The organism is Mycobacterium sp. 4D054, from assembly GCF_052245755.1.
Taxonomy (GTDB): Bacteria; Actinomycetota; Actinomycetes; order Mycobacteriales; family Mycobacteriaceae; genus Mycobacterium.
In genome coordinates, this window is record NZ_JBQQCF010000006.1 from 16,249 (window position 1) to 38,303 (window position 22,055).

The following is a 22,055-nucleotide window of genomic DNA, read 5'->3' on the forward strand; positions in this document are numbered from 1 at the left end:
ACCCTCCCCCGGTTCGAGAATTGGGAAAGGTGACCGCCCCGTCTGGGTTGTCGCTGTTACTCGGCTGCGGCTGCCCCGCCACCGGCTCCGGCGCCGGAGAGCTCCGGTTCCGCACCGGCGGCCGGCTTGCGGGCGCCGGAGAACGTGAACACCGCGTCCTCGCCCTGACCCTCGCCGTCCCAGTTCTCGACGTCGACGGTGACGAGCTGACCGGGTCCGACCTCCTCGAAGAGGATCTTCTCCGACAGGGCGTCCTCGATCTCGCGCTGGATGGTCCGTCGCAGCGGGCGGGCGCCCAGCACCGGATCGAAACCGCGCTTGGCCAGCAGCGCCTTGGCCTTGTCGGTCAGCACCATCTCCATGTCCTTGGCCTTCAGCTGCTTGGACACCCGGCCGATCATCAGGTCGACCATCTTGATGATCTCGTCCTGCGTCAGCTGGTGGAACACGATGATGTCGTCGATACGGTTGAGGAACTCCGGACGGAAGTGCTTCTTCAGTTCGTCGTGAACCTTCTGCTTCATCCGCTCGTAGTTGTTCTCGCCGCCACCCTGGGTGAAGCCCAGACCGACCGCCTTGCTGATGTCGCTGGTGCCGAGGTTCGAGGTGAAGATCAGCACCGTGTTCTTGAAGTCGACCGTGCGGCCCTGACCGTCGGTCAGGCGGCCGTCCTCGAGCACCTGCAGGAGGCTGTTGTAGATCTCCTGGTGTGCCTTCTCGATCTCGTCGAACAGCACGACCGAGAACGGCTTGCGGCGCACCTTCTCGGTGAGCTGGCCGCCCTCTTCGTAGCCGACGTACCCCGGAGGGGCACCGAACAGCCGCGACGCGGTGAAGCGGTCGTGGAACTCGCCCATGTCGATCTGGATGAGCGCGTCGTCGTCGCCGAACAGGAAGTTGGCCAGCGCCTTGGACAGCTCGGTCTTACCGACACCGGACGGGCCGGCGAAGATGAACGAACCGGACGGGCGCTTCGGATCCTTCAGACCCGCACGGGTACGGCGGATCGCCTTCGAGACGGCCTTGACGGCGTCCTCCTGGCCGATGATCCGCTTGTGCAGCTCGTCTTCCATGCGGAGCAGACGGGTGGTCTCCTCCTCGGTCAGCTTGAAGACCGGGATTCCGGTCCAGTTGCCCAGCACCTCGGCGATCTGCTCGTCGTCGACCTCGGCCACGACATCGAGATCACCTGAGCGCCACTGCTTCTCACGCTCAGCGCGCTGCGCGACCAGCTGCTTCTCCTTGTCGCGCAGGCTCGCGGCCTTCTCGAAGTCCTGCGCGTCGATCGCGGACTCCTTCTCCCGGCGCGCGTCGGCGATCTTCTCGTCGAACTCGCGAAGGTCCGGCGGCGCGGTCATCCGGCGGATGCGCATCCGGGCGCCGGCCTCGTCGATGAGGTCGATCGCCTTGTCCGGCAGGAACCGGTCGTTGATGTAGCGGTCGGCCAGCGTGGCCGCGGCGGCGATCGCACCGTCGGTGATGGACACCCGGTGGTGCGCCTCGTAGCGGTCGCGCAGACCCTTGAGGATCTCGATCGTGTGCTCGACCGTCGGCTCGCCGACCTGGACGGGCTGGAAGCGGCGCTCCAGCGCGGCGTCCTTCTCGATGTACTTGCGGTACTCGTCGAGGGTGGTCGCACCGATGGTCTGCAGCTCACCGCGGGCCAGCTTCGGCTTGAGGATGGACGCGGCGTCGATCGCGCCCTCGGCGGCACCCGCGCCGACGAGCGTGTGCAGCTCGTCGATGAACAGGATGATGTCGCCGCGGGTGTTGATCTCCTTGAGCACCTTCTTCAGGCGTTCCTCGAAATCACCCCGGTAGCGGCTGCCCGCGACCAGCGACCCGAGGTCCAGCGTGTAGAGCTGCTTGTCCTTCAGCGTCTCGGGCACGTCGCCGTGCACGATCGCCTGGGCCAGGCCCTCCACGACGGCGGTCTTGCCGACACCGGGCTCGCCGATCAGCACCGGGTTGTTCTTGGTGCGGCGGCTCAGCACCTGCATGACCCGCTCGATTTCCTTCTCACGGCCGATGACCGGATCGAGCTTGCCCTCCATCGCGGCGGCGGTCAGGTTGCGGCCGAACTGGTCGAGCACGAGCGAGGTGGACGGGTTGCCCGCCTCGCCGCCCCGGCCTCCGGTGCCCGCCTCGGCGGTCTCCTTGCCCTGGTAGCCGCTCAGCAGCTGGATGACCTGCTGGCGCACCCGGGTCAGCTCGGCTCCGAGCTTGACGAGCACCTGCGCGGCGACGCCCTCACCCTCGCGGATGAGACCGAGCAGGATGTGCTCGGTGCCGATGTAGTTGTGGCCGAGCTGCAACGCCTCACGAAGGCTGAGCTCCAGCACCTTCTTGGCTCGGGGGGTGAAAGGGATGTGCCCGGACGGCGCCTGCTGACCCTGGCCGATGATCTCTTCGACCTGGCTGCGCACGCCCTCCAGGGAGATGCCCAGCGACTCGAGCGACTTGGCGGCTACGCCTTCACCTTCGTGAATGAGGCCCAGCAGGATGTGCTCGGTGCCGATGTAGTTGTGGTTGAGCATCCGGGCCTCTTCTTGAGCCAGGACGACAACCCGACGCGCACGGTCGGTGAATCTTTCGAACATCCGTGGTTACCTGCTCTCCATCGCATATATGAGGTGGTCTGCACTGATGCGCCCTGACGGCGGTGTCGCTCCAGTGCTTTGCACCTACGCCGTCCACTCTAATGGTCGGCGGCTCCGGGTGCCCCGCCTGCCGGTCCCCGAAGGGATTGACACATGAACCGCGGAAGGCAACTACCCGGTGCTGTTAGAACCAACGCGAGGTAGCGGCAATTCGTTTCCGGATCCGCGCCGCCGGCGGTTCGCCACCAGCGAACGCGATACCGGCTCCTGTCGAACCGGCAATCCGCCGTTACGTTGCTGCGTGGAACGCGTCGATGACGTCGGCCGGGATCCGGCCGCGGGTCGAGACGTTGTGCCCGTTGCGGCGCGCCCACTCACGGATGGCCGCGCTCTGTTCCCGATCGATGGCAGCACGACCGCGTCCGGTGCCCACCGCGCGTCCGCGGCGCCGGCCGCCGACCCGACGGCCCGCATCGACCCATTGCTTCAGCTCATTACGGAGCTTTGCGGCGTTCTTGGCAGAGAGATCGATCTCATAACTGACACCGTCGAGACCGAATTCCACCGTCTCGTCAGCGGCACCCTCACCGTCGAAATCGTCGACCAACGTGACGGTGACTTTCTTAGCCATTACCCCACTGCCCTTCTCACGTCTCAGATGGGCGGATATGGCCCCATCTCGGACACCAATCTGCCATAAAGGGGCGGGCCATTCAACAACGTGAGATTCGCGGCAGTTCAGTTGCCGTGTCGGCGAACAATCGGGAACAAAACCGTCTCCCTAATCGACAGTCCTGTCAACGCCATCAACAAGCGATCGATGCCCATTCCGGTGCCTGTGGTGGGCGGCATACCGTACTCAAGGGCGGCCAGGAAATCCTCATCGAGCGCCATTGCCTCGTCATCTCCGGCGGCGGCCGCGCGCGCCTGAGCTTCAAAACGTTCGCGCTGAATCACGGGATCGATCAACTCCGAGTAGCCGGTCGCCAACTCGAAGTGACGAACATAAAGATCCCATTTCTCCGTCACGCCGTCGACACTGCGGTGCGGGCGCGTCAGCGGCGTGGTCTCGACCGGGAAGTCCCGTACAAACGTAGGCGCCCACAACTTGTCGCCCACGGTGAATTCCCACAGTTCCTCGACCAATTTCCCGTGCCCATAACCGCGGTCACGGGCAATCTCCACGCCCAAACGGTCCGCGATCCGCCACAGATGCTGCACACTGGTCTGCGGGGTGATCTCTTCACCCAGCGCTTCGGACAATGACGGATACATTTCAATGGTGTCCCATTCACCGTCGAGGTCGTAGACAGACCCGTCGGCCAATGGCACCTGTCGAGTGCCGATCGCTTCGTCGGCGACCTCCTGAATAAGTTCACGCGTGACGATCGCGGAATCGTCGTAGGTCCCGTACGCCTGATATGTCTCCAACATCGCGAATTCCGGCGAATGTGTGGAATCCGCGCCTTCGTTTCTGAAGTTTCGATTCAGCTCGAAGACCCGGTCGAATCCACCCACCACACAGCGCTTCAGAAACAGTTCCGGAGCGATGCGTAGGTAAAGGTCGGCATCGAGCGCATTGGAGTGCGTCACAAAAGGACGGGCGGCAGCGCCGCCGGCCAGTGTCTGCAGCATGGGGGTCTCCACTTCCAGGAACCCGCGCCGCTCGAGCGCCGACCGCACGGCCCGCACCACCGCCACCCGCTGCCGGGCGATCGCGCGCGCCTCCGGCCGCACGATCAGGTCGACGTAGCGCTGCCGCACCCGGGACTCTTCGCTCATCTCCTTGTGCGCGACCGGGAGCGGCCGCAGCGCCTTGGAGGCGATTTGCCAAGAGTCGGCGAGCACAGACAGTTCGCCCCGCCGCGAGCTGATCACTTCGCCGTGAACGAACACGATGTCACCGAGGTCGACGTCGGCCTTCCACGCGTCCAGCGATTCCTGACCGACCTGATCGAGGCTGATCATCGCCTGCAGCTGGGTGCCCTCCCCCTCCTGCAGGGTGGCGAAGCAGAGCTTGCCCGAGTTGCGGGCGAAGATGACGCGGCCGGCGACGCCGACCTTCTCACCGGTCTTGGTGTCGGCGGCGAGGTCCGGATACGCCGCACGCAGATCGGCAAGGGTGTGGGTGCGGTCGACCTTGACCGGGTACGGGTCGCGCCCCTCGCTCAGCAGCCGTTCACGCTTGCCCTGCCGGATGCGGAACTGCTCGGGGATGTCGTCAACAGAATCGGGGGACGTCACGACGAGCCAGCTTAAATGAACAGATGACCGTGCCCGCCAACGCGCCGATCGACGAGGCAGGCTACGCCGCGGGCGTACGCCCCCTGCTCGACCGGCCGCTGGACTGGAGCTTCAAGGGCGTCCCGCCGCAGTGGTGGGGACGCACGCCCGCACAGATCGTCGCGCAGCGCCCGGGACTGTTCGACTCGGGCCTCAGCGGTCCCGTCTGTGTGCTTCGCGCCGAGGCGTTGCAGCACAACATCGACGCGATGGCCGGCTGGTGCCGCGACCGGGGGGTTCAGCTCGCCCCGCACGGCAAGACGCACATGTCGCCACAGCTGGCCGCCCGTCAGCTGGCTGCGGGCGCGTACGGAATCACCGTCGCCACCGTCGGCCAGGCCGCGGTCTACCGCGCGTTCGGCGTGACGAATCTGCTGCTGGCCAACGAGCTGGTGGACGAGGCAGGGCTGCGCTGGGTGGCCGCAGAGCTGGACCGCGATCCCGGGCTGGGCTTCGTGTGCTGGGTGGACTCGGTGCGCGGGGTGGAGCTGATGACGCGCGCCCTCACCGGCACCGGGCGGCCGGTCGACGTGTGCATCGACATCGGCATGCCCGGCGGCCGGACCGGGTGCCGGGCCCCGGCGATCGCCGACGAGGTCGCCCGCGCCGCGGCCGCGTCCCCGCGGCTGCGCCTGGTCGGGGTCGCCGGGTACGAGGCTGCGGTGGCACAGGCGCTGACCGACGACGCGGTGGCCGCCGCCGCAGCCCACCTGCAGGACCTGCGTACGGCCGCCATTGCGCTTGCCCCGCTGTTCGAGACCGACGACGTGCTCGTCACCGCCGGGGGCAGCACATACTTCGACGTCGTCGCCGACGCGCTGACCGGCTGGCCGTCGGGTCTGCGGGCGCGCACCGTACTGCGCAGCGGCTGTTACGTAACGCACGACCACGGGCTCTACGCGCGGACCTCACCGCTGACCCGGGACGGGGCCACCGGCCTGCGACCGGCGTTGGAGGTGTACGCCCAGGTGGTGTCCCGGCCGGAACCCGACCTGGCGATTCTGACCATGGGCCGGCGCGACGTGTCCTTCGACCAAGGCCTGCCCGTCGCGCTGGAGCTTCCGGCCGCGACGGTGACCAAGCTCAACGACCAGCACGCCTACCTGCGGCTCGGCGCCGGCGAGGACGCGGAGGTCGGCCGTTGGCTGCGGTTCGGAATCTCCCATCCGTGCACCGTCTTCGACAAATGGCGGCTGCTTCCGGTGCTCGACGCGCAGGACCGCGTCGTCGATCTGATCCGGACGTTCTTCTAGCGCTTGACCTTCCCCCGCTGGTTGTCCCGGTTGCGTTCGTAAACCAGCCGCAGTCCGTCGAGCGTGAGGTGCGGGTCGTAGTGCGCCACGGTGTGCAGGTCGGCCAGCATCAGCGGCGCGGAGTGGCCGGTCGCGATCACGTTGACGTCGTCGCCGGCGAAACCGTCGACGTCCTCTCGCACCCGGTTCACCAGGCCGTCCACCAGCCCGGCGAAACCGAACACCGCGCCCGCCTGCATGCACTCGACGGTGTTCTTGCCGACCACCGAGCGCGGCCTGGTGAGCTCGACACGCCGCAACGCCGCCGACCGGGCGGCCGCCGCGTCCGAAGACACCTGCACGCCGGGGGCGATCGCGCCGCCGAGGAACTCCCCCTTGGCCGAGACCACATCGACGCAGATCGACGAGCCGAAGTCGACGACGATCGCCGCGGTGCCGAATTTCTGGTACGCGGCAAGGCAATTCACGATCCGGTCGGCCCCGACCTCTTTGGGGTTGTCGACCAGCAGCGGGATACCGGTGCGCACGCCCGGCTCGATCAGCACGTGTGGGACCGCCGGCCAGTACTGGTCGAGCATCACCCGCACCTCGTGCAGCACCGAGGGCACGGTCGACAATCCGACCGCGCCGGTGAGCACTTCGGCGTCGTCACCGATCAGGCCGTCGATCGTCAACGCGAGTTCGTCGGCCGTCACCTCGGGTTCGGTGCGGATCCGCCAGTGCTGCGCGACCTTCGCATGGTCCCCGGACCCCGCGATCAGCCCGACCACCGTGTGGGTGTTGCGGACGTCGATGGCTAGCAGCACGACATCACCTCGGCGACATCAGCTCGGTGGCGCCCGGCGGGACGAAGGCCGGGTCCGCGCCGAGGTCGACCGGCCGGTTCTGCGCGTCGACGAAAACCACCCGAGGCCGGTAGGACCTGGCCTCGGCGTCGTCCATCGTCGCGTACGCGATCAGGATCACCAGATCGCCGGGATGCACCAGATGCGCTGCGGCGCCGTTGATTCCGATCACGCCGCTCCCACGCTCGCCGGTGATGACATAGGTGACCAGCCGGGCGCCGTTCTCGATGTCGACGATCGTGACCTGCTCGCCTTCGAGCAGGTCGGCGGCTTCCATCAGGTCGGCGTCGACCGTCACCGAGCCGACGTAGTGCAGGTTCGCCTGGGTGACGGTGGCGCGATGGATCTTGGACTTGAGCATCGTCCGTAACATCAGTTCCTCCAGGGAAGTTCGTGGTTCTCGCCGGCGGTGCGCGGATGGCCGTCGAGACCCGCGCTCGCCCCGATGTCCACGGCGATGTTGTCCAACAGCCGGGTGCGGCCCAGGCGGGCGGCGATCAGCATGCGTGCCGCGCCCTCGGCGGGGGCCGGCCCCAGCATCGGATCGCGGACCTCCAGATAGTCCAGTTCCAGCGCAGGCACCTCGTCGAGCACCGCCCGGGCGGCGTCCAGTGCCGCGCCCACCCCGGTGGACGCGGCGTACATCCCGGCCAGCAGCGCCGCGGACAGCGCCCCGGCCTGCTCGCGCTGGACCTCGTCGAGGTAGCGGTTGCGCGACGACATCGCCAGACCGTCGGCTTCCCGCACGATCGGCACGCCCTGGATCTCGATGTCGAGATCGAGGTCGGTCACCATCTGCTTGATCAGCGCGAGCTGCTGGAAGTCCTTCTCGCCGAAGTAGGCCCGGTCCGGGCGCACGGTGTTGAACAGCTTCAGCACCACCGTCAGAACCCCGGCGAAATGCGTTGGGCGCGAGGCACCTTCGAGCTCAGCGCCGAGGGGCCCGGGGTGCACCGTGGTGCGCATGCCGTTCGGGTACATGTCCTCGGCGGTCGGGGTGAACGCGATGTCGACGCCCTCGGCGCGCAGCGCGTCCATATCGTCGTCGAGGGTGCGCGGATAGGCGCCCAGGTCCTCGTTCGCGGCGAACTGCAGTGGGTTGACGAAGATCGACACCACGACCGCCGCACCGGGTACCCGCTTGGCGGCGCGGACCAGCGCCAGGTGACCGTCGTGCAGCGCACCCATCGTCGGCACCAGCACGATCCGCCGCCCGGTGGCCCGCAGCGCCCTCGTCACACCGGCGACGTCCTTCGGCCCGCGGTACACATTCAGCTGTCCGCCGGTGAATTTCGGGGCATCCCGCCTGATCATGACTGTCCTGCTTCCGCCAGCACGTCGAAGACTTCCTTCGGGGCGTGCGCACGCTGGGCCGTGCGCCACGAGTTCGTCCGATACGCCTGCGCCAGATCGGGGTTCACCTCGCCGAACGCCTGCAGGTGGCCGGCGACCGCCGCCGCGTCCCCGCGCGCGACCGGACCCGTCAGCGCGGCCTGCCCGCGCTGGAGCGCGTTGTCCAGCGCCGCCCGCGCCAACGGGCCGATGATCCGTTCGGGCAGCCCGCCCGGGGTGTCGTCGACGGGCTCCTGGCCGAGCAGCTCCTGGCCCCACAGTGCCGAGCGCAGCGCGTCGACCGCGTCGAGCAGCACGGTGACGACGTGGTTGCCGGCGTGTGCCAGCGCCGCGTGATACAGCGTCCTGGCGTCCTCGCGGACCCGGAACGGTTCGCCGCCGATCTCCAGCACCAGCGACTGTGCGATGGCGTAGCCGATCTCGTCGCCGGCGGTCACCCCGAAGCAGGTGCCGCGGAGCCGGTCGACGTCCTCGTCGGTTCCGGCGAACGTCATCGCCGGATGGATCGCCAGCGTGATGCAGCCCTGCTCGGCCAGCGGGGCCAGAATTCCGATGCCGTTGGCGCCCGAGGTGTGCGCGACGATGGTGTTCGGGCGCACCGCACCGGTGGCGGCCAGGCCGTTCACCAGCGCGCGCAGCTCGGCGTCGGGCACGGCCAGCAGCAACAGTTCGGCGCGCGCGGCGACGTCGTCGACGGCCAGCACGGCAGTGTCCGGCAACCAGCGCTGCGCGCGGGCGCGGGAGGCCGCCGATACTGCGCTGCAGCCGACGACGACGTGTTCGGCGCGTTCCAGTGCGACGCCGAGGGCGGTGCCGACCCGGCCGGCGGAGATGATCCCGATCGTGAGCCGGGCAGGGCGGAGTCCGTCGTGCGGGATGTCACCGCCGGCGGGGGGCTGCACCATCGCAGTCGACCTCGCAGATTCTCATGGCTTCGTTCCGGTCCCGCGGCGCGGGTACCGGACGGTCGCCACGAGCCTACTCAATCCTCCCGGCGCCTTCGCCGCCCACCACCCGACGGCGTCGCCTGCAGCCGGGCCAGCAGCTCGGCCACCGACTGCCCGCCGGTGTGGGCGCCACCGTCGGCGTCCTCCTCGACCTGCTCCTCTGCCGGAGCGGGAGGCTCCTCCTGCTCCTCACCGGACGCGGAGTGCTTACCGCGCGGCGGCTCTTCCGTTTCGACCTCCGGCTCGGGAGCCCGGCGCCTACCGACGTACTCGTCGTGCGCGTCCCCGTCGGCTGAGGGTTCCCAGTTGCTTCCGGGCTGGCCCGCCGGAACCCACCGCCCCTCGGCAGGTGCGGGCTGCCACTGGGCACCGGCCGGGGCCGCCTGCGGCGGCGGGGGCGCAGGCAGCCACGGGAACTGCGGTGACGGGGCGCTCGGTGGCACCGGCGGTGGCGGCGGGGGTGGCGGCGGCGGGGGTGGCGGCGGAGCCCACGGCGGCTGCTGTGCTACGGCCTGCTCCCCGCGGTGCCGGCGACCGCCGGTCTGCTCGGCCGAGCGGCGGTGCGCGCCACCGGGTTCGCCGGGCTGCGCCCACTCACTCTCGGGCGGGTGCGGCTCGACGGGCACATCGATGATCGGGCTCTCGTCGGTCTCGGGGGCGTACGGGTCCGGGGCGACCGCGAATTCGTCCTCGGTGTCGATCCGGCTGCTGCTGACGCGCCCCGCGGTGCGTTCGGTCTCCAGGGCCGGGCGATGGGACAGGTCGGCGTCGAACAGGTATTCCAGATTGGCCCGCAGCGCGGCCAACTCGGCCCGCAGTGCCGCCACCTCGTCGGCCGACTGCGCCTGCAGTTCCGAGGCCAGCTCACGGCGCAGCTGAGATTCGACGGCCAACTCGTATTCGCGGCGCGCCGAGATCTCGCGGTCCAGTTGCAGGTCGTACACCAGCTTGAGGTCGCGCACCTTGGCCTGGTCGGCGTCGCTCTGCCTGCGGTAGATGACCGAGACGAATGCGGCGACCACGGCCGCCCACAACGCGAGAATGACGGCGAGCTTTAGCAATTCGACCCGGTTGGTGAAAACCAGCGCTGAACTGGCACCGATCGCCAGCACCAGCAACACCGTCATCAGGAACCAACCCGGCCTGCGGCCGCTGCGCCGCAGACGGGCGCCCCGGGTCGGATCGGTCATGGGGCGACTGTACCGTCACAGGTCATTTCGCGTGTCGACCTCTGCGGCGATTCGGCCCGGGTACGCGAACAGGTCAGCCCGGCGCCGCGTCGACGTCCTGCGACTGGTCCTCGGGCGACTTGCAGCAATGCTGCAACCACATCGCCGCGACGACCAGGGCCACCGCGCACAGTCCCGCCACCACCGCGCCGGGGGTGTCCTCGGCGGCGACCCGCATGCTGCCTCTGCGCGGCAGCAGGTAGACCACCACCGCCAGCCACCAGCCGAAGACGACGCTGCCCATCCACGCCGAGGCCTTCGCGATCACCACCGACCGGGCCACCGCCAGCGGGTGCAGACGGCCCTGCCCGACCCCGATCTCACCGTCCCTGATCCGGGCCCGCACATAGAACCCCCAGCCGGCGACCGCCGCCGCGACACCGAGCAGAGACACCCCGGCCCACACGTCGATCGGCGGAAACCAGCGGTAGATCAGGTGCACCAGTACGTAACCCGCGATCGCGGCCGCGGCCGCGGCGATCACCAGTTCGCGTTTACGGGTCGGCCCCATCAGCTCCCCTCCCCGATCCGCAGCGTGAGTTCTGTCCTGCGCACACCGGTGCGCTCGGCGGCGTCGACCGCCGCCAGGTGCACCGCGATCGGGTCGGTGCGGCCCGCCACGGTCAGGGTCGCCTCGGGTTGCACCTCAAGCCACGGCACCAGGACGAAAGCGCGCACATGCGCGTACGGATGCGGCAGGGTCAGGTCGTGGTCGCGCAGCGTCACCTCCCCGTCCGGTCCGTGACACTGCACCAGGTCGACGTCGAGCGTCCGAGGTCCCCAGTGCTGCTCGCGCATCCGGCCGGCGGCGTTCTCCAGCTCCTGGGCGCGCCGAAGCCAGCCGTGCGCATCGAGGTCCTGATCCTCGGCCAGCACAACGGCATTGAGGAACGGCCCCTGCTCGACCCCACCCCACGCCGCGGTCTCGTAGACCGGGGATACCGCTGTGGCGGCGGCGCCGAGCCCGTCGAGCACCGACTGCAGATGCGCCAACCGGTCCCCGACGTTGGACCCGATGGACAGCACGATGCGCGTGGTCACGGGGCAGCGCCCCGCCCACCGCGCCGGAAGCGTCGTACGACCACGGCGACATCGTTGAACTGCAATGGAATCGGGGCCGACGGTTTGTGCACCACCACCTCCACGGCATACACCCGGGCGTCACGCACGACGTCCTCGGCGATCTCCCCAGCCACGGTCTCGATCAGCTGCCGGGCCGGTCCGGCGACGATGTCGGCGGCCCGCTGGGCCAGCACGCCGTAATCGAGGGTTTCGGCGAGGTCGTCACTGGCGGCCGCCGCTGCCAGGTCGACCCACACCGTGATGTCCACGACGAAGTCCTGCCCGTCGCGGCGTTCGTGCTCGAAAACGCCGTGGTTACCGCGGACCCGCAAGCCGCGCAGCTCGATCCGATCAGTCGTCGGGTTCAGCCCGGTATCACCCATCGCCACCTGCCTGCCACGCTCTGACCACCGCCAGCGCATCGACCGACGCGCGGACATCGTGCACCCGCACACCCCACACGTGATGCCAGGCGGCCAGCGCCGAGATCACCGCGGTGGCGGTCTCGCGTCCGGCGGGCGGGCGCAGTTCTCCGTCGGCGCCGGCGAGCAGACTGCCCAGGAACCGTTTGCGTGAGGCACCGACCAGCACCGGGATACCGGTGGTGACGAATTCCGGCAACGCACGCAGCAGCGCCCAATTGTGTTGTGCGGTCTTGGCGAAACCCAGACCCGGGTCGATGATCAGCTTCGCCGGGTCCACCCCGGCGGCCACCGCGGCGTCGACGCCTGCCATCAGCTCGTCCCTGACCTCGACGACCACGTCCCGGTACGGCGGCACCTCGTGCGGCCGGTCACTGTCCACGGAACGCCAATGCATCAACACCCACGGCGCTCCGGCGTCGGCGACAACCCGGACCATGTCGGGATCGGCCTGACCGCCGGACACGTCATTGACGATCTGCGCGCCGTTCTCGAGCGCGGCCCGTGCCACCGCAGCGTGCATGGTATCGATGCTGACCGTGATGCCTTGCCGGGCAAGCTCTCTGACCACGGGAAGCACCCGCGCAGATTCGACCTTCTGGTCTATGCGTGTGGCGCCCGGCCGCGTCGACTCACCGCCGACATCGACGATCGCCGCGCCCAGGCGCGCCAGTTCCAGCCCGTGAGCCACCGCCCGCTCCCGGTCCAGGAACTGACCGCCATCGGAGAACGAGTCGTCGGTGACGTTGACGACGCCCATCACCTGCACGGCCGGCGGTGCGGCGGGCGGATCGCTGGCAGGACTCACCTCCGCAAGATCAGTTCCAGGGCTTCGGCGCGAGAGGCCTTGTCGGTCTTGAACTGTCCGCGCACCGCCGACGTCGTGGTGACCGCGCCGGGTTTGCGGATGCCGCGCATCGCCATGCACAGGTGCTCTGCCTCCACCACGACGATCACACCGCGCGGGTCCAGCCGGCGCATCAGCGCGTCGGCGATCTGCACGGTAAGGCGTTCCTGCACCTGCGGCCGCTTGGCGTACAGGTCCACAACGCGGGCCAGCTTCGACAGGCCGGTGACGCGGCCGTCCTCACCGGGGATGTACCCGACATGGGCCACCCCGTGGAACGACACCAGATGGTGCTCGCACGTCGAGTACATGGGGATGTCTTTGACCAGCACGAGCTCGTCGTGCTGCTCGTCGAACATGGTCTTGAGGACCTCATCGGGGTCGACGTACAAGCCCGCGAAGATCTCCTGGTATGCCCGGGCCACCCGGGCCGGGGTGTCCCGCAGCCCTTCCCGGTCCGGGTCCTCCCCGATCGCGATGAGCAGTTCGCGCACAGCTGCCTCGGCGCGCGCCTGATCGAAACCGGGGGTGGTGATCGTCGCCGAATTGTTGGACGACCGCGTCATCGAGATCTCCGTTCCGTGTCAGCCGTTCGAAGGCGGAGCGCTCCGCCCGTTCTCCCCGCCGCTGTCGTGGCCGGGATCCTCCTTCGGAGTCGGTGCGGGTGCACCGCCATGCGGAGAATGCTGCCCGGGCTGCGGGTACGGCTGATACGGGGGATACCCCGGATACGTCGGAGCGGGCGGCGGTCCGCCCTGCCACCCCGGCCGCGCCGGGGGCGGGTACCAGTAGCCCTGCGGCTGCTGCTGCCCGGGCGCGCCGGGCCGGGGCGGCCAGCCGGGGGCGTGCCAGCCGGCCGGAGCGCCGTAATCGGGCTGGGTAGGACCGCCGGGCGCCCCGTTGGCGGCATGGGAAGCCTGAGCTCCATTGCCTCCGTTATTGTGCACGCGCTCGGCGGCAGCCTTGGACGCCTGCGCGATCGCGGCCTTGAACGCGGGCTCGGGGACCGGCTTGGGCCACGGTTCGCCGCGTTCGATGGCGAGCTCGCCCGGCGTCTTGATCGGCGGCTTGTCCGACGGCACGCGACCGCCGAAGTCGTCGAACATCGTCAGGCGTGGGCGCTTCTTCACGTCGCCGAAGATCGCCTCCAGCTCGACGCGGTGCAGCGTCTCCTTTTCCAGCAGTTCGCCGGCAAGAGTGTCGAGCACGTCGCGGTACTCGGTGAGGATCTCCCACGCCTCGGTGTGGGCGGCTTCGATGAGCTTGCGGACCTCGTCGTCGATGATCTGGGCGACCTCGTGGCTGTAGTCGGCCTGGGTGCCCATCGTGCGGCCCAGGAACGGGTCGCCGTGCTCGGTGCCGTAGCGGACCGCGCCGAGCTTGGAACTCATGCCGTACTCGGTGACCATCGCACGCGCGATCTTGGTGGCCTGCTCGATGTCGGAGACCGCGCCCGTGGTCGGCTCGCGGAAGACCAGTTCCTCGGCGGCGCGGCCGCCCATCGCGAACACCAGGCGCGCGATCATCTCCGAGCGCGTCATCAACCCCTTGTCGTCCTCGGGCACCGCGACGGCGTGGCCGCCGGTGCGCCCGCGCGCCAGGATGGTGACCTTGTAGATGGGCTCGATGTCGGGCATCGCCCACGCGGCGAGGGTGTGCCCACCCTCGTGGTAGGCGGTGATCTTCTTCTCCTGCTCGCTGATGATGCGGCCCTTGCGGCGCGGCCCGCCGACCACCCGGTCGACGGCCTCCTCGAGCGCGGGGGCGGTGATGATGGTGCCGTTCTCACGGGCGGTGAGCAGCGCCGCCTCGTTGATGACGTTGGCCAGGTCGGCGCCGGACATTCCAACGGTGCGCTTGGCCAAGCCGTCGAGGTCGGCATCGTCGGCGATCGGCTTGCCCGCCGAGTGCACCTTGAGCACCGCGCGCCGGCCGGCCAGGTCGGGGCTGGACACCGGGATCTGGCGGTCGAAACGGCCCGGACGCAGCAGCGCGGGGTCGAGGATGTCGGGCCGGTTGGTGGCGGCGATCAGGATGACGCCCTGCCGGTCGCCGAAGCCGTCCATCTCGACGAGCAACTGGTTGAGGGTCTGCTCGCGTTCGTCGTGGCCACCCCCGAGGCCTGCCCCGCGCTGGCGGCCCACCGCGTCGATCTCGTCGACGAAGATGATGCACGGGCTGTTCTGCTTGGCCTGCTCGAACAGGTCGCGCACGCGGGATGCGCCGACGCCGACGAACATCTCGACGAAGTCCGAGCCGGAGATCGTGAAGAACGGGACGCCGGCCTCGCCGGCAACGGCGCGTGCGAGCAGCGTCTTGCCGGTGCCGGGCGGGCCGTAGAGCAGCACGCCGCGCGGGATCTTCGCGCCGAGGGCCTGGTAGCGGCTGGGGTTCTGCAGGAAGTCCTTGATCTCGTAGAGCTCCTCGACCGCCTCGTCGACGCCTGCGACGTCGGCGAACGTGGTCTTGGGCATGTCCTTGGACAGCTGCTTGGCCCGTGACTTTCCGAAACCGAAGCCCATCCGGCCGCCGGTCTGCATCCGGGAGAACATCACGAAGAGGCCGACGAGCAGCAGCAACGGCAGCATGTAGATCAGCAGCGTGCCGAGGATGCTGCTCTGGTTGACCACGGTGTTGGTCTTGACGTTCTTGTCCTGCAGCGCCTCGAACAGCGTCGCGCCGTACCCGGTCGGGTACTTGGTGATGATCTGCGTGCTGTCCTCGGTGTCGCCGTTACCGTTCTTCAGCTCCAGCCTGAGCTGCTGTTCGCGGTCGTCGATCTGAGCGCTGTCGACGTTGTCGCCGTTGATCTGCGCTATCGCGATGGACGTGTCGACGGGCTTGTACCCGCGGGTGTCGTCGCTGAAATAGAAGAACGACCAACCCAGCAGCAGCACCACGGCGATCACCGTGAGTGTGCGGATCACATTTTTTCGGTTCATGAGGGAAGTCGGTCCATGCCGGGGTTGCGGTCCATCTCGGGTGTCCGGTTCATCAATTATGTGTACGGCCGTCGTTCGGTTCGCCGGCCAATCCTTCCAATACGTGCAGCTGGAATAGTCAAGGCTACCGCTAGACCAACGTTCGGCAGTTCCCGACGTTCACGCAAGCGACGATCAGGCCGGCAACGATCTGGGCGAAAGTGGGGCCATGCGGACGCGGCAGGTGCGGACCAACGGTGTGACGCTGAGGGTGACTGAGGCCGGGGACCCCGGCGCGCCGGTGGTCGTGCTCTTACACGGCTTCCCCGAGCTGGCGTTCACCTGGCGCCACCAGGTGCGCGCGCTGGCCGACGCCGGATATCACGTGCTGGCCCCTGACCAGCGTGGTTACGGTGGCTCGGATCGGCCATCGGCCGTGGCGGCCTACACCGTCGCCGAGCTCACCGCCGATGTCGTGGGACTGCTCGACGATGTCGGTGCCCAACGGGCGGCACTCGTCGGCCACGACTTCGGCGCCGTCGTGGCGTGGGGCGCGCCGTTACTGCGGCCGGAGCGCTTCTCGGCGGTCGCCGGGCTCAGTCTGCCGCCGGTGCCCCGGCCGAAGGTGCCGACCACCCAGGCGTTCCGGCGGATCTTCGGCGATCGCTTCTTCTACATCCTGTACTTCCAGGAGCCCGGCCCCGCCGACGCCGAGCTGGCCCGAGATCCCGCCGCGACGTTCCGCAAGCTGTTCACCATGTCGGCCACGGGCACGGCCGAAACCGGGGGCCAGGGATTCCTCGACCGCATCCCAGACCCCGGGCGGATACCCGACTGGATCAGCCACCCGGACTTCGACGTCTACGTCGACGAGTTCACCCGCGGCGGATTCACCGCGCCGCTGAACTGGTACCGGTGCTTCGATCGGAACTGGGAACTGACCGCCGATCCGGCGGCGACGACGATCGACGTTCCGGCACTGTTCGTCGGCGGTACCGAGGACCCGACGCTGGCCTACACACCACGCCACCGCGCCCGGGAACTGGTCGCCGGCGACTACCGCGAGGTGATGATCGACGGCGCCGGCCACTGGCTGCCCGAGGAGCGTCCCGACGACGTGTCGCGCGTGTTGCTGGAATTTCTCGCCGGTCTCGGCCAGCAACCCCGCCGACACGTGTGAGCCGGATCACTTCCGGGTAATCCGCGCGCGTCAATATCCGGTCACACCGCGGAGGCGCCACATGAAACGACTCAAGCGGACCGCCGGTGACCAGGCCGAGTCGCCCACCGCGCTGATCGCCGCGGCGCGTGCCGCCCTGGGCGACATCGGTCCCGGCGCCGGCATGGAGGACATCGCTCGCCATGCCGGCTGCGGAGTCGACGTGCTGTACCGGCACTTCACCGACCGGGACGAGCTGATCGACGCGGTGCTCGCCGACCTCGTCGCGTCCGTCGGCGACGACCACCGTGAGGCGGCCGGCGACGCGGCATCCCGCGGTCGGTCCGGTCTCAGGTACGCGGTCGCGCCGTTGGCTGCGCTGGCGGCGGTGACGACGGTGGCGGCTCCGACGGGCATGCCGATGACACCCTCGCCGGCCGCAGCGGCGGCCGTCACCGAACCTGTGGCAGCCGCTGAGTCGCCGGTCCCCACGGTGCTGACGCTCACCCCGCTGTGGCCGGTGTGGCCGCTGGAGTTTGCGCTGCAGGGGTCGCTGTGCCAGTCCGGCGGCTGCGACGCCGTGCCGTATCTGCCGTTTTCGACCGCAGCCGGCGTCAGCCTGCTCAACACACGCCTTTCCTCCCCTACAGACGCCGGCCGCCTCGCGAGCGACACCGGCACGGTCGTCTTCGGCTACAGCCACGGCGCGGTGGTGGCCGGTCGATGGCTGGCCGAGTACGCCGACCAATCCTGGGCTCCCCCGGCCGACCGGCTGTCGTTCGTGTTGATCGGGAATCCGATGCGCGCCCACGGCGGCACGAAGCCGGCGCTGCCACACACCCGGTACCGCGTCGTCGACGTCGTCCGCCAGTACGATCCGGTGGCCGACTTCCCCGACAACCCGTTCAACCTGTTCGCGATGCTCAACATCGGCGCCGGAATCCTGTCGTCGGTGCACCTCGACTACACCGGCGTGGACATCGACGATCCGCGGAACACGGTGTGGACCGAGGACAACATCACGTATGTGTTCGTGCCGACCCAGAACCTTCCGCTGCTCACGCCGCTGCGGCTGATCGGGCTGGGCCGGCTGGCCGATGCGCTGAACGAACCGCTCAAAGAGCTCGTGGAGCAGGCGTATGACCGCCCGTATCTGGCAAAGACGGAAGCGACCGATCCGGCCGACACCTCGTTCGCCGAGCCCGCTGCCGAGGCCGGCGTGGCCGACACGCAGGCGCGGGCGGACCGTGACGCCGGCGCTGCGGCCGACGATCCCGACGTTCTCGGCGAACACTCCGCGCCGATCGGTGAGCAGACCTCCGCCCTCGAGGAGGACTCGGCTGATGCCGAACCACCGCCGGAGGACCCAGAGGTGCACGCCGACGACCCCGACGTCACCGCCGGGGAGACCGCGGCTCAGGACACGCCGGAGGGTCCGGGAGCGGTGGAAGCGGAGGCTCCGCGCACCACGGACAACACCGTCGGAAGCTGATCCGGCCGGTCCGGGATCGCCGGACCGCGTGGTTACCTCTGACGGCGCGACCTACGCGCTAGGGTGCGACCCATGCTTACCGCAGCGCGCGCGAACAGAGTCAGGAACATGCTGGTCACGGTCGCCGCGACGGGATTGGCGGCCGCCGGGCTGACCGCATGCGACGCGCAGAGTTCGACGTCGTTGGAGCCGGGGGCCGACAGCCGCCAGGTCACCGTGGTCGGCTCCGGCGAGGTGCAGGGCACCCCCGACACCTTGACGGTGAACGCATCGATGGAGACCCTCGGCCCCGACGCGACCTCGGCGATGAGCCAGACCAACGACCTGCAGCAGACCGTGATCGACGCGCTGACCAGCCTGGGCATCGAGCGCGGGGACATCGCCACCACGGCGGCGGACCTGCAGCCGCAGTACGGCAACGACAACACCTCGATCTCGACCTACCGAGCCACCAACTCGATCAACCTGACGATCCGTGACCTGAACCTGGCCTCGGAAGCGATCGGCCTCATCGTCGACACCGGCGGCAATGCCACCCGGATCAACTCGATCAGCTACTCCATCGAGGACGATTCGCAGCTGGTGCGCGACGCCAGGGCCCGCGCGTTCGAGGACGCCAAGGACCGGGCCGGCCAGTACGCGCAGCTGTCGGGGCTCAACCTCGGCAAGGTCATCTCGATCTCCGAGTCCACGGCGCCCGCCCCGCCGATCCCCATGCAGGCGCCACGCGCGATGGAGGCCGCCGTGCCGCTGGAGCCCGGTCAGCAGACGGTCGGGTTCTCGGTGACGGTGATCTGGGAGCTGACCTGACCGACCTCAGCCCTGACCGGGCCCGACCACCACCGGGATGCCGTTGAGCACGGCGGTGCCCGACAGCGGGTCCAGCGCCGATCCGTCGTTGAGCTGGTTGGCGTTGACTCCGGGCGCCTCGGCGGCCAGCCGCTGGCCGGTGCCGTCACGGTCGTGACCCCAGCCGTGCGGCAGGGACAGCACCCCGCGCCGGATGCCGTCGGTGATCTCGACCGGCACCACCAGCTCACCGCCGGGCCCCTTCACGACGGCCGTGTCGGTCACGCCGAGCTCGGCGGCGTCGTCGGGGTGCATCCTCAGCGTGCAGCGGTTGCTGCCCCCGGCCAGCGCCGGCAGATTGTGCATCCAGCTGTTGTTGGAGCGCAGGTGCCGTCGGCCGATCAGCACAAACCCGTCGCCGCGCCGGCCCAGCGCGGCACGCAGCCGCGCGGCGTCGGCGATCAGCTGCGGCGGCGTGAGCTCGACCCTGCCGGACGGGGTGCGCAGCACCTCCGGCAGCCGCGGCTGCAGCGGCCCCAGGTCGATGCCGTGCGGGGCGTCCTTGAGTTTCTGCAGGGTGAGGCCGTCGGGCCGGGCGCCGAACGCGTCGCCGTAGGCGCCGAGCCGCAGCATCATGTCCAGGCGGCGTTCATAACCCGGACCGTCGGCCAGCATCGCGGTCAGCTCCTCGACGGCTCGCCCGGCCACCGGGGATCCGGCGTCGGCACTCTCCTTGGCCAGGGTCGCCGCGATCACCTGCTGGTCGACCAGGTCCGGGTCGGCGCCGGGACCGGCGCCGTAGAGCACCAGCGCGATCCGCGACAGGATCTCGGCCTCGTCGGGCCTGCCGTCGAGTGGCAGCGCCGGCGGGGAGTACCGGGCGTTGTTGCGGACAGCGAGGTTGTTCAGCGCGAAATCGAAGTGCGGGCTACGTGACGGCGGCGGGGGCGGCAGGATCACGTCGGCGTGCCGGGTGGTCTCGTTCAGGTACGGGTCGACACAGAGGATGAAGTCCACCCCGGCCAACGCCCGGTCGAGCCGGTCGCCGTTCGGCGCCGACAGCACCGGGTTCCCGGCGATGGTGATCATCGCGCGGATCTGCCCGTCGCCGGGGGTCTCGATCTCTTCGGCCAGGGCCGCGGCCGGCAGTTCGGAGAGCACCTCCGGGTGACCGGACACCCGACTGTGCCAGCGGCCGGTGCGCCAGCCCCGGCCCGGCCGGTGGCCGCGCGGCGCGGGCGCCACCGGGGACAGCGGGAACATCACGCCGCCCGGCCGGTCCAGGTTGCCGGTCAGCACGTTGACGACGTCGACGAGCCAGCTGCCCAGCGTCCCGAATTCGACGGTCGAGGTGCCGATCCGTCCGTACACTGCCGCGGTGGGCGCCGCTGCCAGCTCGCGGGCCAGGATCTGGATGTCCTCGGCGGCCACGCCGCAGTACCCGGCCACCTGCCTAGGATCGAAATCTGCTGCGAGAGTGCGGATGTCATCGACGCCGGTGACGTACTCGGCGGCTGCGCCGAGATCCACCAGATGCTCGGCGAACAGCACGTGCACCACGGCCAGCAGCAGCGCGGCATCGGTGCCCGGCCGCGGCGCGAGATGCCGGTCGGCCAGTTCGGCGGTGCGGGTGCGGGCCGGGTCGATCACGACGAGCCGTCCACCGCGTCTGCGTAGTGCGCGTAGCTTGCCCGGGAAATCTGCCGCGGTGGCGAGGCTTCCGTTGGACACCAGCGGGTTGGCGCCGATCACCACCAGGTAGTCGGTGCGATCCAGGTCGGGGACGGTGAACGCGACCGGGCTGCCGAACATCAGCCCGAGCGACACATGCTTGGGCATCTGGTCCAGCGTGCTCGCCGAATAGACCTGCCTGGTGCCGAGCGCGCGGATGATCAGCGGCGGATACAGCGCACCGGCGACGGTGTGGGCGTTCGGGTTGCCCAGATACACCCCGACCGATGCCCCGCCGTGGTCGCGCACCGCTGCGCCGAGGCCTTCGGCCACGGCGGCGAACGCCTCGTCCCACGTCGCCTCGGTCAGCACGCCGCCCCGGCGGACAAGAGGGGCACTCAACCGGTCCGGGTCGTTGTCGAGCTCACCGAAGCTCGCGCCCTTGGGACAGATGAAGCCGGCGGAGAACACGTCGTCCCGGTCGCCGCGCGCACCGACGACCCGTCCGTCGTCGACGGTCAGCGTCAGACCGCAGGTCGCTTCACAGAGCGGGCAGATGCGTAACGCGGTCTCGGCCATGCCTGCATTCTGCGCTCAGGAGTTCTCGTAGACCTTCGGATCGAGCGTGCCGATGTAGGGCAGGTCGCGGTAGCGCTCGGCGTAGTCGAGGCCGTACCCGACGACGAACTCGTTCGGGATGTCGAACCCGATGTACTGGATGTCGACGTCGGCACGCACCGCGTCGGGTTTGCGCAGCAACGTGCACACCCGCAGCGACCGCGGCCGCCGCGTCGCGAGGTTGCGCAGCAGCCAGGACAGGGTGAGCCCCGAGTCGACGATGTCCTCGACGATCAGCACGTCGCGGTCGTTGATGTCGCGGTCGAGGTCCTTGAGGATGCGGACCACACCCGAGGACGACGTCGACGAGCCGTACGAGCTGACGGCCATGAACTCCAGTTGCGTGGGCACCGGAATCGCCCGGGCGAGATCGGTGACGAACATGACCGCGCCCTTGAGCACGGTGATCAGCAACAGGTCCTGGCCGGATCCCGACACCTCATAGTCGACGGCGATCTGCGCGGCCATCTCGGCGGTCTTGGCTTTGATCTGTTCTTCCGACAGCAACACCGATTTGATGTCCCCGGGATACAAGTCCGCAGCATGCGCAGGCACGCCCACAGC

At 69.2% G+C, this 22,055-nt stretch carries 20 protein-coding genes; 4 read left to right on the plus strand and 16 right to left on the minus strand.

Translation table 11 applies throughout. From position 1 onward, the window contains the following. Positions 1 to 56: 56 nt before the first annotated feature. From clpC1 to lysS, 3 genes are all read right to left on the minus strand, one after another. Complete coding sequence (clpC1, locus tag ACTWP6_RS06775; protein ID WP_443187188.1) at positions 57 to 2,600, minus strand: ATP-dependent protease ATP-binding subunit ClpC; 2,544 nt, start codon at positions 2,598 to 2,600, stop codon at positions 57 to 59. A gap of 289 nt (positions 2,601 to 2,889) precedes the next feature. After that, positions 2,890 to 3,231: a histone-like nucleoid-structuring protein Lsr2 gene (gene lsr2, locus ACTWP6_RS06780; protein WP_260755587.1), complete on the minus strand. Its 342-nt coding sequence runs from the start codon at positions 3,229 to 3,231 to the stop codon at positions 2,890 to 2,892. 107 nt (positions 3,232 to 3,338) lie between these two features. Then, a complete protein-coding gene (gene lysS / locus ACTWP6_RS06785; RefSeq protein ID WP_443187189.1) occupies positions 3,339 to 4,844 on the minus strand; it encodes a lysine--tRNA ligase in 1,506 nt (501 codons plus the stop codon). 23 nt (positions 4,845 to 4,867) lie between these two features. On the opposite strand from lysS, the gene ACTWP6_RS06790 reads away from it, so the two are divergent. Then, on the plus strand, positions 4,868 to 6,136 hold the full coding sequence (locus tag ACTWP6_RS06790; protein WP_443187190.1) for an amino acid deaminase: 1,269 nt from the start codon (positions 4,868 to 4,870) through the stop codon (positions 6,134 to 6,136). On the opposite strand, the gene ACTWP6_RS06795 is transcribed toward ACTWP6_RS06790, so the two are convergent. The 11 genes from ACTWP6_RS06795 to ftsH form a co-directional block, all read right to left on the minus strand. Beyond that, positions 6,133 to 6,942 (minus strand): type III pantothenate kinase, encoded by an 810-nt coding sequence (locus ACTWP6_RS06795; protein ID WP_260755590.1) that lies wholly within the window; start codon positions 6,940 to 6,942, stop codon positions 6,133 to 6,135. The two genes, ACTWP6_RS06790 and ACTWP6_RS06795, sit on opposite strands and share 4 nt — an antisense overlap. Positions 6,943 to 6,946: 4 nt before the next feature. Then, a complete protein-coding gene (panD, locus tag ACTWP6_RS06800) occupies positions 6,947 to 7,354 on the minus strand; it encodes an aspartate 1-decarboxylase (RefSeq protein WP_443187191.1) in 408 nt (135 codons plus the stop codon). After that, positions 7,354 to 8,295, minus strand: a complete 942-nt coding sequence (panC, locus tag ACTWP6_RS06805) for a pantoate--beta-alanine ligase (RefSeq protein WP_443187192.1) — start codon at positions 8,293 to 8,295, stop codon at positions 7,354 to 7,356. Before panC ends, panD begins: the two co-directional genes overlap by 1 nt. Further along, complete coding sequence (locus tag ACTWP6_RS06810) at positions 8,292 to 9,239, minus strand: Rossmann-like and DUF2520 domain-containing protein (protein ID WP_260755593.1); 948 nt, start codon at positions 9,237 to 9,239, stop codon at positions 8,292 to 8,294. Before ACTWP6_RS06810 ends, panC begins: the two co-directional genes overlap by 4 nt. A gap of 77 nt (positions 9,240 to 9,316) precedes the next feature. Beyond that, positions 9,317 to 10,471 carry a DUF6779 domain-containing protein gene (locus ACTWP6_RS06815; protein ID WP_443187193.1) on the minus strand — a complete coding sequence of 385 codons (1,155 nt, stop codon included), beginning with the start codon at positions 10,469 to 10,471 and terminating at the stop codon, positions 9,317 to 9,319. Between the two features lie 73 nt (positions 10,472 to 10,544). After that, positions 10,545 to 11,021, minus strand: a complete 477-nt coding sequence (locus tag ACTWP6_RS06820) for a DUF3180 domain-containing protein (protein WP_443187194.1) — start codon at positions 11,019 to 11,021, stop codon at positions 10,545 to 10,547. Next, positions 11,021 to 11,551 (minus strand): 2-amino-4-hydroxy-6-hydroxymethyldihydropteridine diphosphokinase, encoded by a 531-nt coding sequence (folK, locus tag ACTWP6_RS06825; protein ID WP_443187195.1) that lies wholly within the window; start codon positions 11,549 to 11,551, stop codon positions 11,021 to 11,023. The genes ACTWP6_RS06820 and folK overlap by 1 nt, the downstream gene beginning before the upstream one ends. Then, positions 11,548 to 11,955 carry a dihydroneopterin aldolase gene (gene folB / locus ACTWP6_RS06830; RefSeq protein ID WP_260755596.1) on the minus strand — a complete coding sequence of 136 codons (408 nt, stop codon included), beginning with the start codon at positions 11,953 to 11,955 and terminating at the stop codon, positions 11,548 to 11,550. Before folB ends, folK begins: the two co-directional genes overlap by 4 nt. Further along, positions 11,948 to 12,754, minus strand: coding sequence for a dihydropteroate synthase (gene folP, locus ACTWP6_RS06835; RefSeq protein ID WP_260757832.1), 807 nt, complete (start codon positions 12,752 to 12,754; stop codon positions 11,948 to 11,950). Before folP ends, folB begins: the two co-directional genes overlap by 8 nt. 44 nt (positions 12,755 to 12,798) lie before the next feature. Further along, on the minus strand, positions 12,799 to 13,407 hold the full coding sequence (folE, locus tag ACTWP6_RS06840) for a GTP cyclohydrolase I FolE (protein ID WP_260755597.1): 609 nt from the start codon (positions 13,405 to 13,407) through the stop codon (positions 12,799 to 12,801). Between the two features lie 18 nt (positions 13,408 to 13,425). After that, positions 13,426 to 15,783 (minus strand): ATP-dependent zinc metalloprotease FtsH, encoded by a 2,358-nt coding sequence (gene ftsH / locus ACTWP6_RS06845; RefSeq protein ID WP_443187196.1) that lies wholly within the window; start codon positions 15,781 to 15,783, stop codon positions 13,426 to 13,428. A gap of 208 nt (positions 15,784 to 15,991) precedes the next feature. Between ftsH and ACTWP6_RS06850 the strand changes: the two genes are divergently transcribed. The 3 genes from ACTWP6_RS06850 (at position 15,992) to ACTWP6_RS06860 (ending at position 19,223) form a co-directional block, all read left to right on the plus strand. Continuing rightward, a complete protein-coding gene (locus ACTWP6_RS06850; protein WP_443187197.1) occupies positions 15,992 to 16,942 on the plus strand; it encodes an alpha/beta fold hydrolase in 951 nt (316 codons plus the stop codon). A 61-nt stretch (positions 16,943 to 17,003) separates the two neighbouring features. Then, positions 17,004 to 18,413, plus strand: a complete 1,410-nt coding sequence (locus tag ACTWP6_RS06855) for a PE-PPE domain-containing protein (RefSeq protein ID WP_443187198.1) — start codon at positions 17,004 to 17,006, stop codon at positions 18,411 to 18,413. Positions 18,414 to 18,485: 72 nt separating this feature from the next. Beyond that, complete coding sequence (locus ACTWP6_RS06860; protein WP_443187199.1) at positions 18,486 to 19,223, plus strand: SIMPL domain-containing protein; 738 nt, start codon at positions 18,486 to 18,488, stop codon at positions 19,221 to 19,223. A gap of 6 nt (positions 19,224 to 19,229) precedes the next feature. On the opposite strand, the gene ACTWP6_RS06865 is transcribed toward ACTWP6_RS06860, so the two are convergent. After that, a complete protein-coding gene (locus ACTWP6_RS06865) occupies positions 19,230 to 21,452 on the minus strand; it encodes a molybdopterin-dependent oxidoreductase (protein ID WP_443187200.1) in 2,223 nt (740 codons plus the stop codon). A gap of 15 nt (positions 21,453 to 21,467) precedes the next feature. Then, on the minus strand, positions 21,468 to 22,052 hold the full coding sequence (gene hpt / locus ACTWP6_RS06870; protein WP_260755602.1) for a hypoxanthine phosphoribosyltransferase: 585 nt from the start codon (positions 22,050 to 22,052) through the stop codon (positions 21,468 to 21,470). Between the last annotated feature and the right edge of the window lie 3 nt (positions 22,053 to 22,055).

Bases quoted from the DNA above. Each gene is read 5' to 3' on its own strand.
- folE (WP_260755597.1), bottom strand. From the start codon at position 13,407: ATGACGCGGTCGTCCAACAATTCGGCGACGATCACCACCCCCGGTTTC.
- ACTWP6_RS06860 (WP_443187199.1), top strand. From the start codon at position 18,486: ATGCTTACCGCAGCGCGCGCGAACAGAGTCAGGAACATGCTGGTCACG.
- ACTWP6_RS06790 (WP_443187190.1), top strand. From the start codon at position 4,868: ATGACCGTGCCCGCCAACGCGCCGATCGACGAGGCAGGCTACGCCGCG.
- folP (WP_260757832.1), bottom strand. From the start codon at position 12,754: ATGGGCGTCGTCAACGTCACCGACGACTCGTTCTCCGATGGCGGTCAG.
- clpC1 (WP_443187188.1), bottom strand. From the start codon at position 2,600: ATGTTCGAAAGATTCACCGACCGTGCGCGTCGGGTTGTCGTCCTGGCT.
- panC (WP_443187192.1), bottom strand. From the start codon at position 8,295: ATGATCAGGCGGGATGCCCCGAAATTCACCGGCGGACAGCTGAATGTG.
- ACTWP6_RS06820 (WP_443187194.1), bottom strand. From the start codon at position 11,021: ATGGGGCCGACCCGTAAACGCGAACTGGTGATCGCCGCGGCCGCGGCC.
- ftsH (WP_443187196.1), bottom strand. From the start codon at position 15,783: ATGAACCGAAAAAATGTGATCCGCACACTCACGGTGATCGCCGTGGTG.
- ACTWP6_RS06810 (WP_260755593.1), bottom strand. From the start codon at position 9,239: ATGGTGCAGCCCCCCGCCGGCGGTGACATCCCGCACGACGGACTCCGC.
- ACTWP6_RS06850 (WP_443187197.1), top strand. From the start codon at position 15,992: ATGCGGACGCGGCAGGTGCGGACCAACGGTGTGACGCTGAGGGTGACT.
- panD (WP_443187191.1), bottom strand. From the start codon at position 7,354: ATGTTACGGACGATGCTCAAGTCCAAGATCCATCGCGCCACCGTCACC.
- ACTWP6_RS06815 (WP_443187193.1), bottom strand. From the start codon at position 10,471: ATGACCGATCCGACCCGGGGCGCCCGTCTGCGGCGCAGCGGCCGCAGG.
- folB (WP_260755596.1), bottom strand. From the start codon at position 11,955: ATGGGTGATACCGGGCTGAACCCGACGACTGATCGGATCGAGCTGCGC.
- lsr2 (WP_260755587.1), bottom strand. From the start codon at position 3,231: ATGGCTAAGAAAGTCACCGTCACGTTGGTCGACGATTTCGACGGTGAG.
- ACTWP6_RS06855 (WP_443187198.1), top strand. From the start codon at position 17,004: ATGAAACGACTCAAGCGGACCGCCGGTGACCAGGCCGAGTCGCCCACC.
- ACTWP6_RS06865 (WP_443187200.1), bottom strand. From the start codon at position 21,452: ATGGCCGAGACCGCGTTACGCATCTGCCCGCTCTGTGAAGCGACCTGC.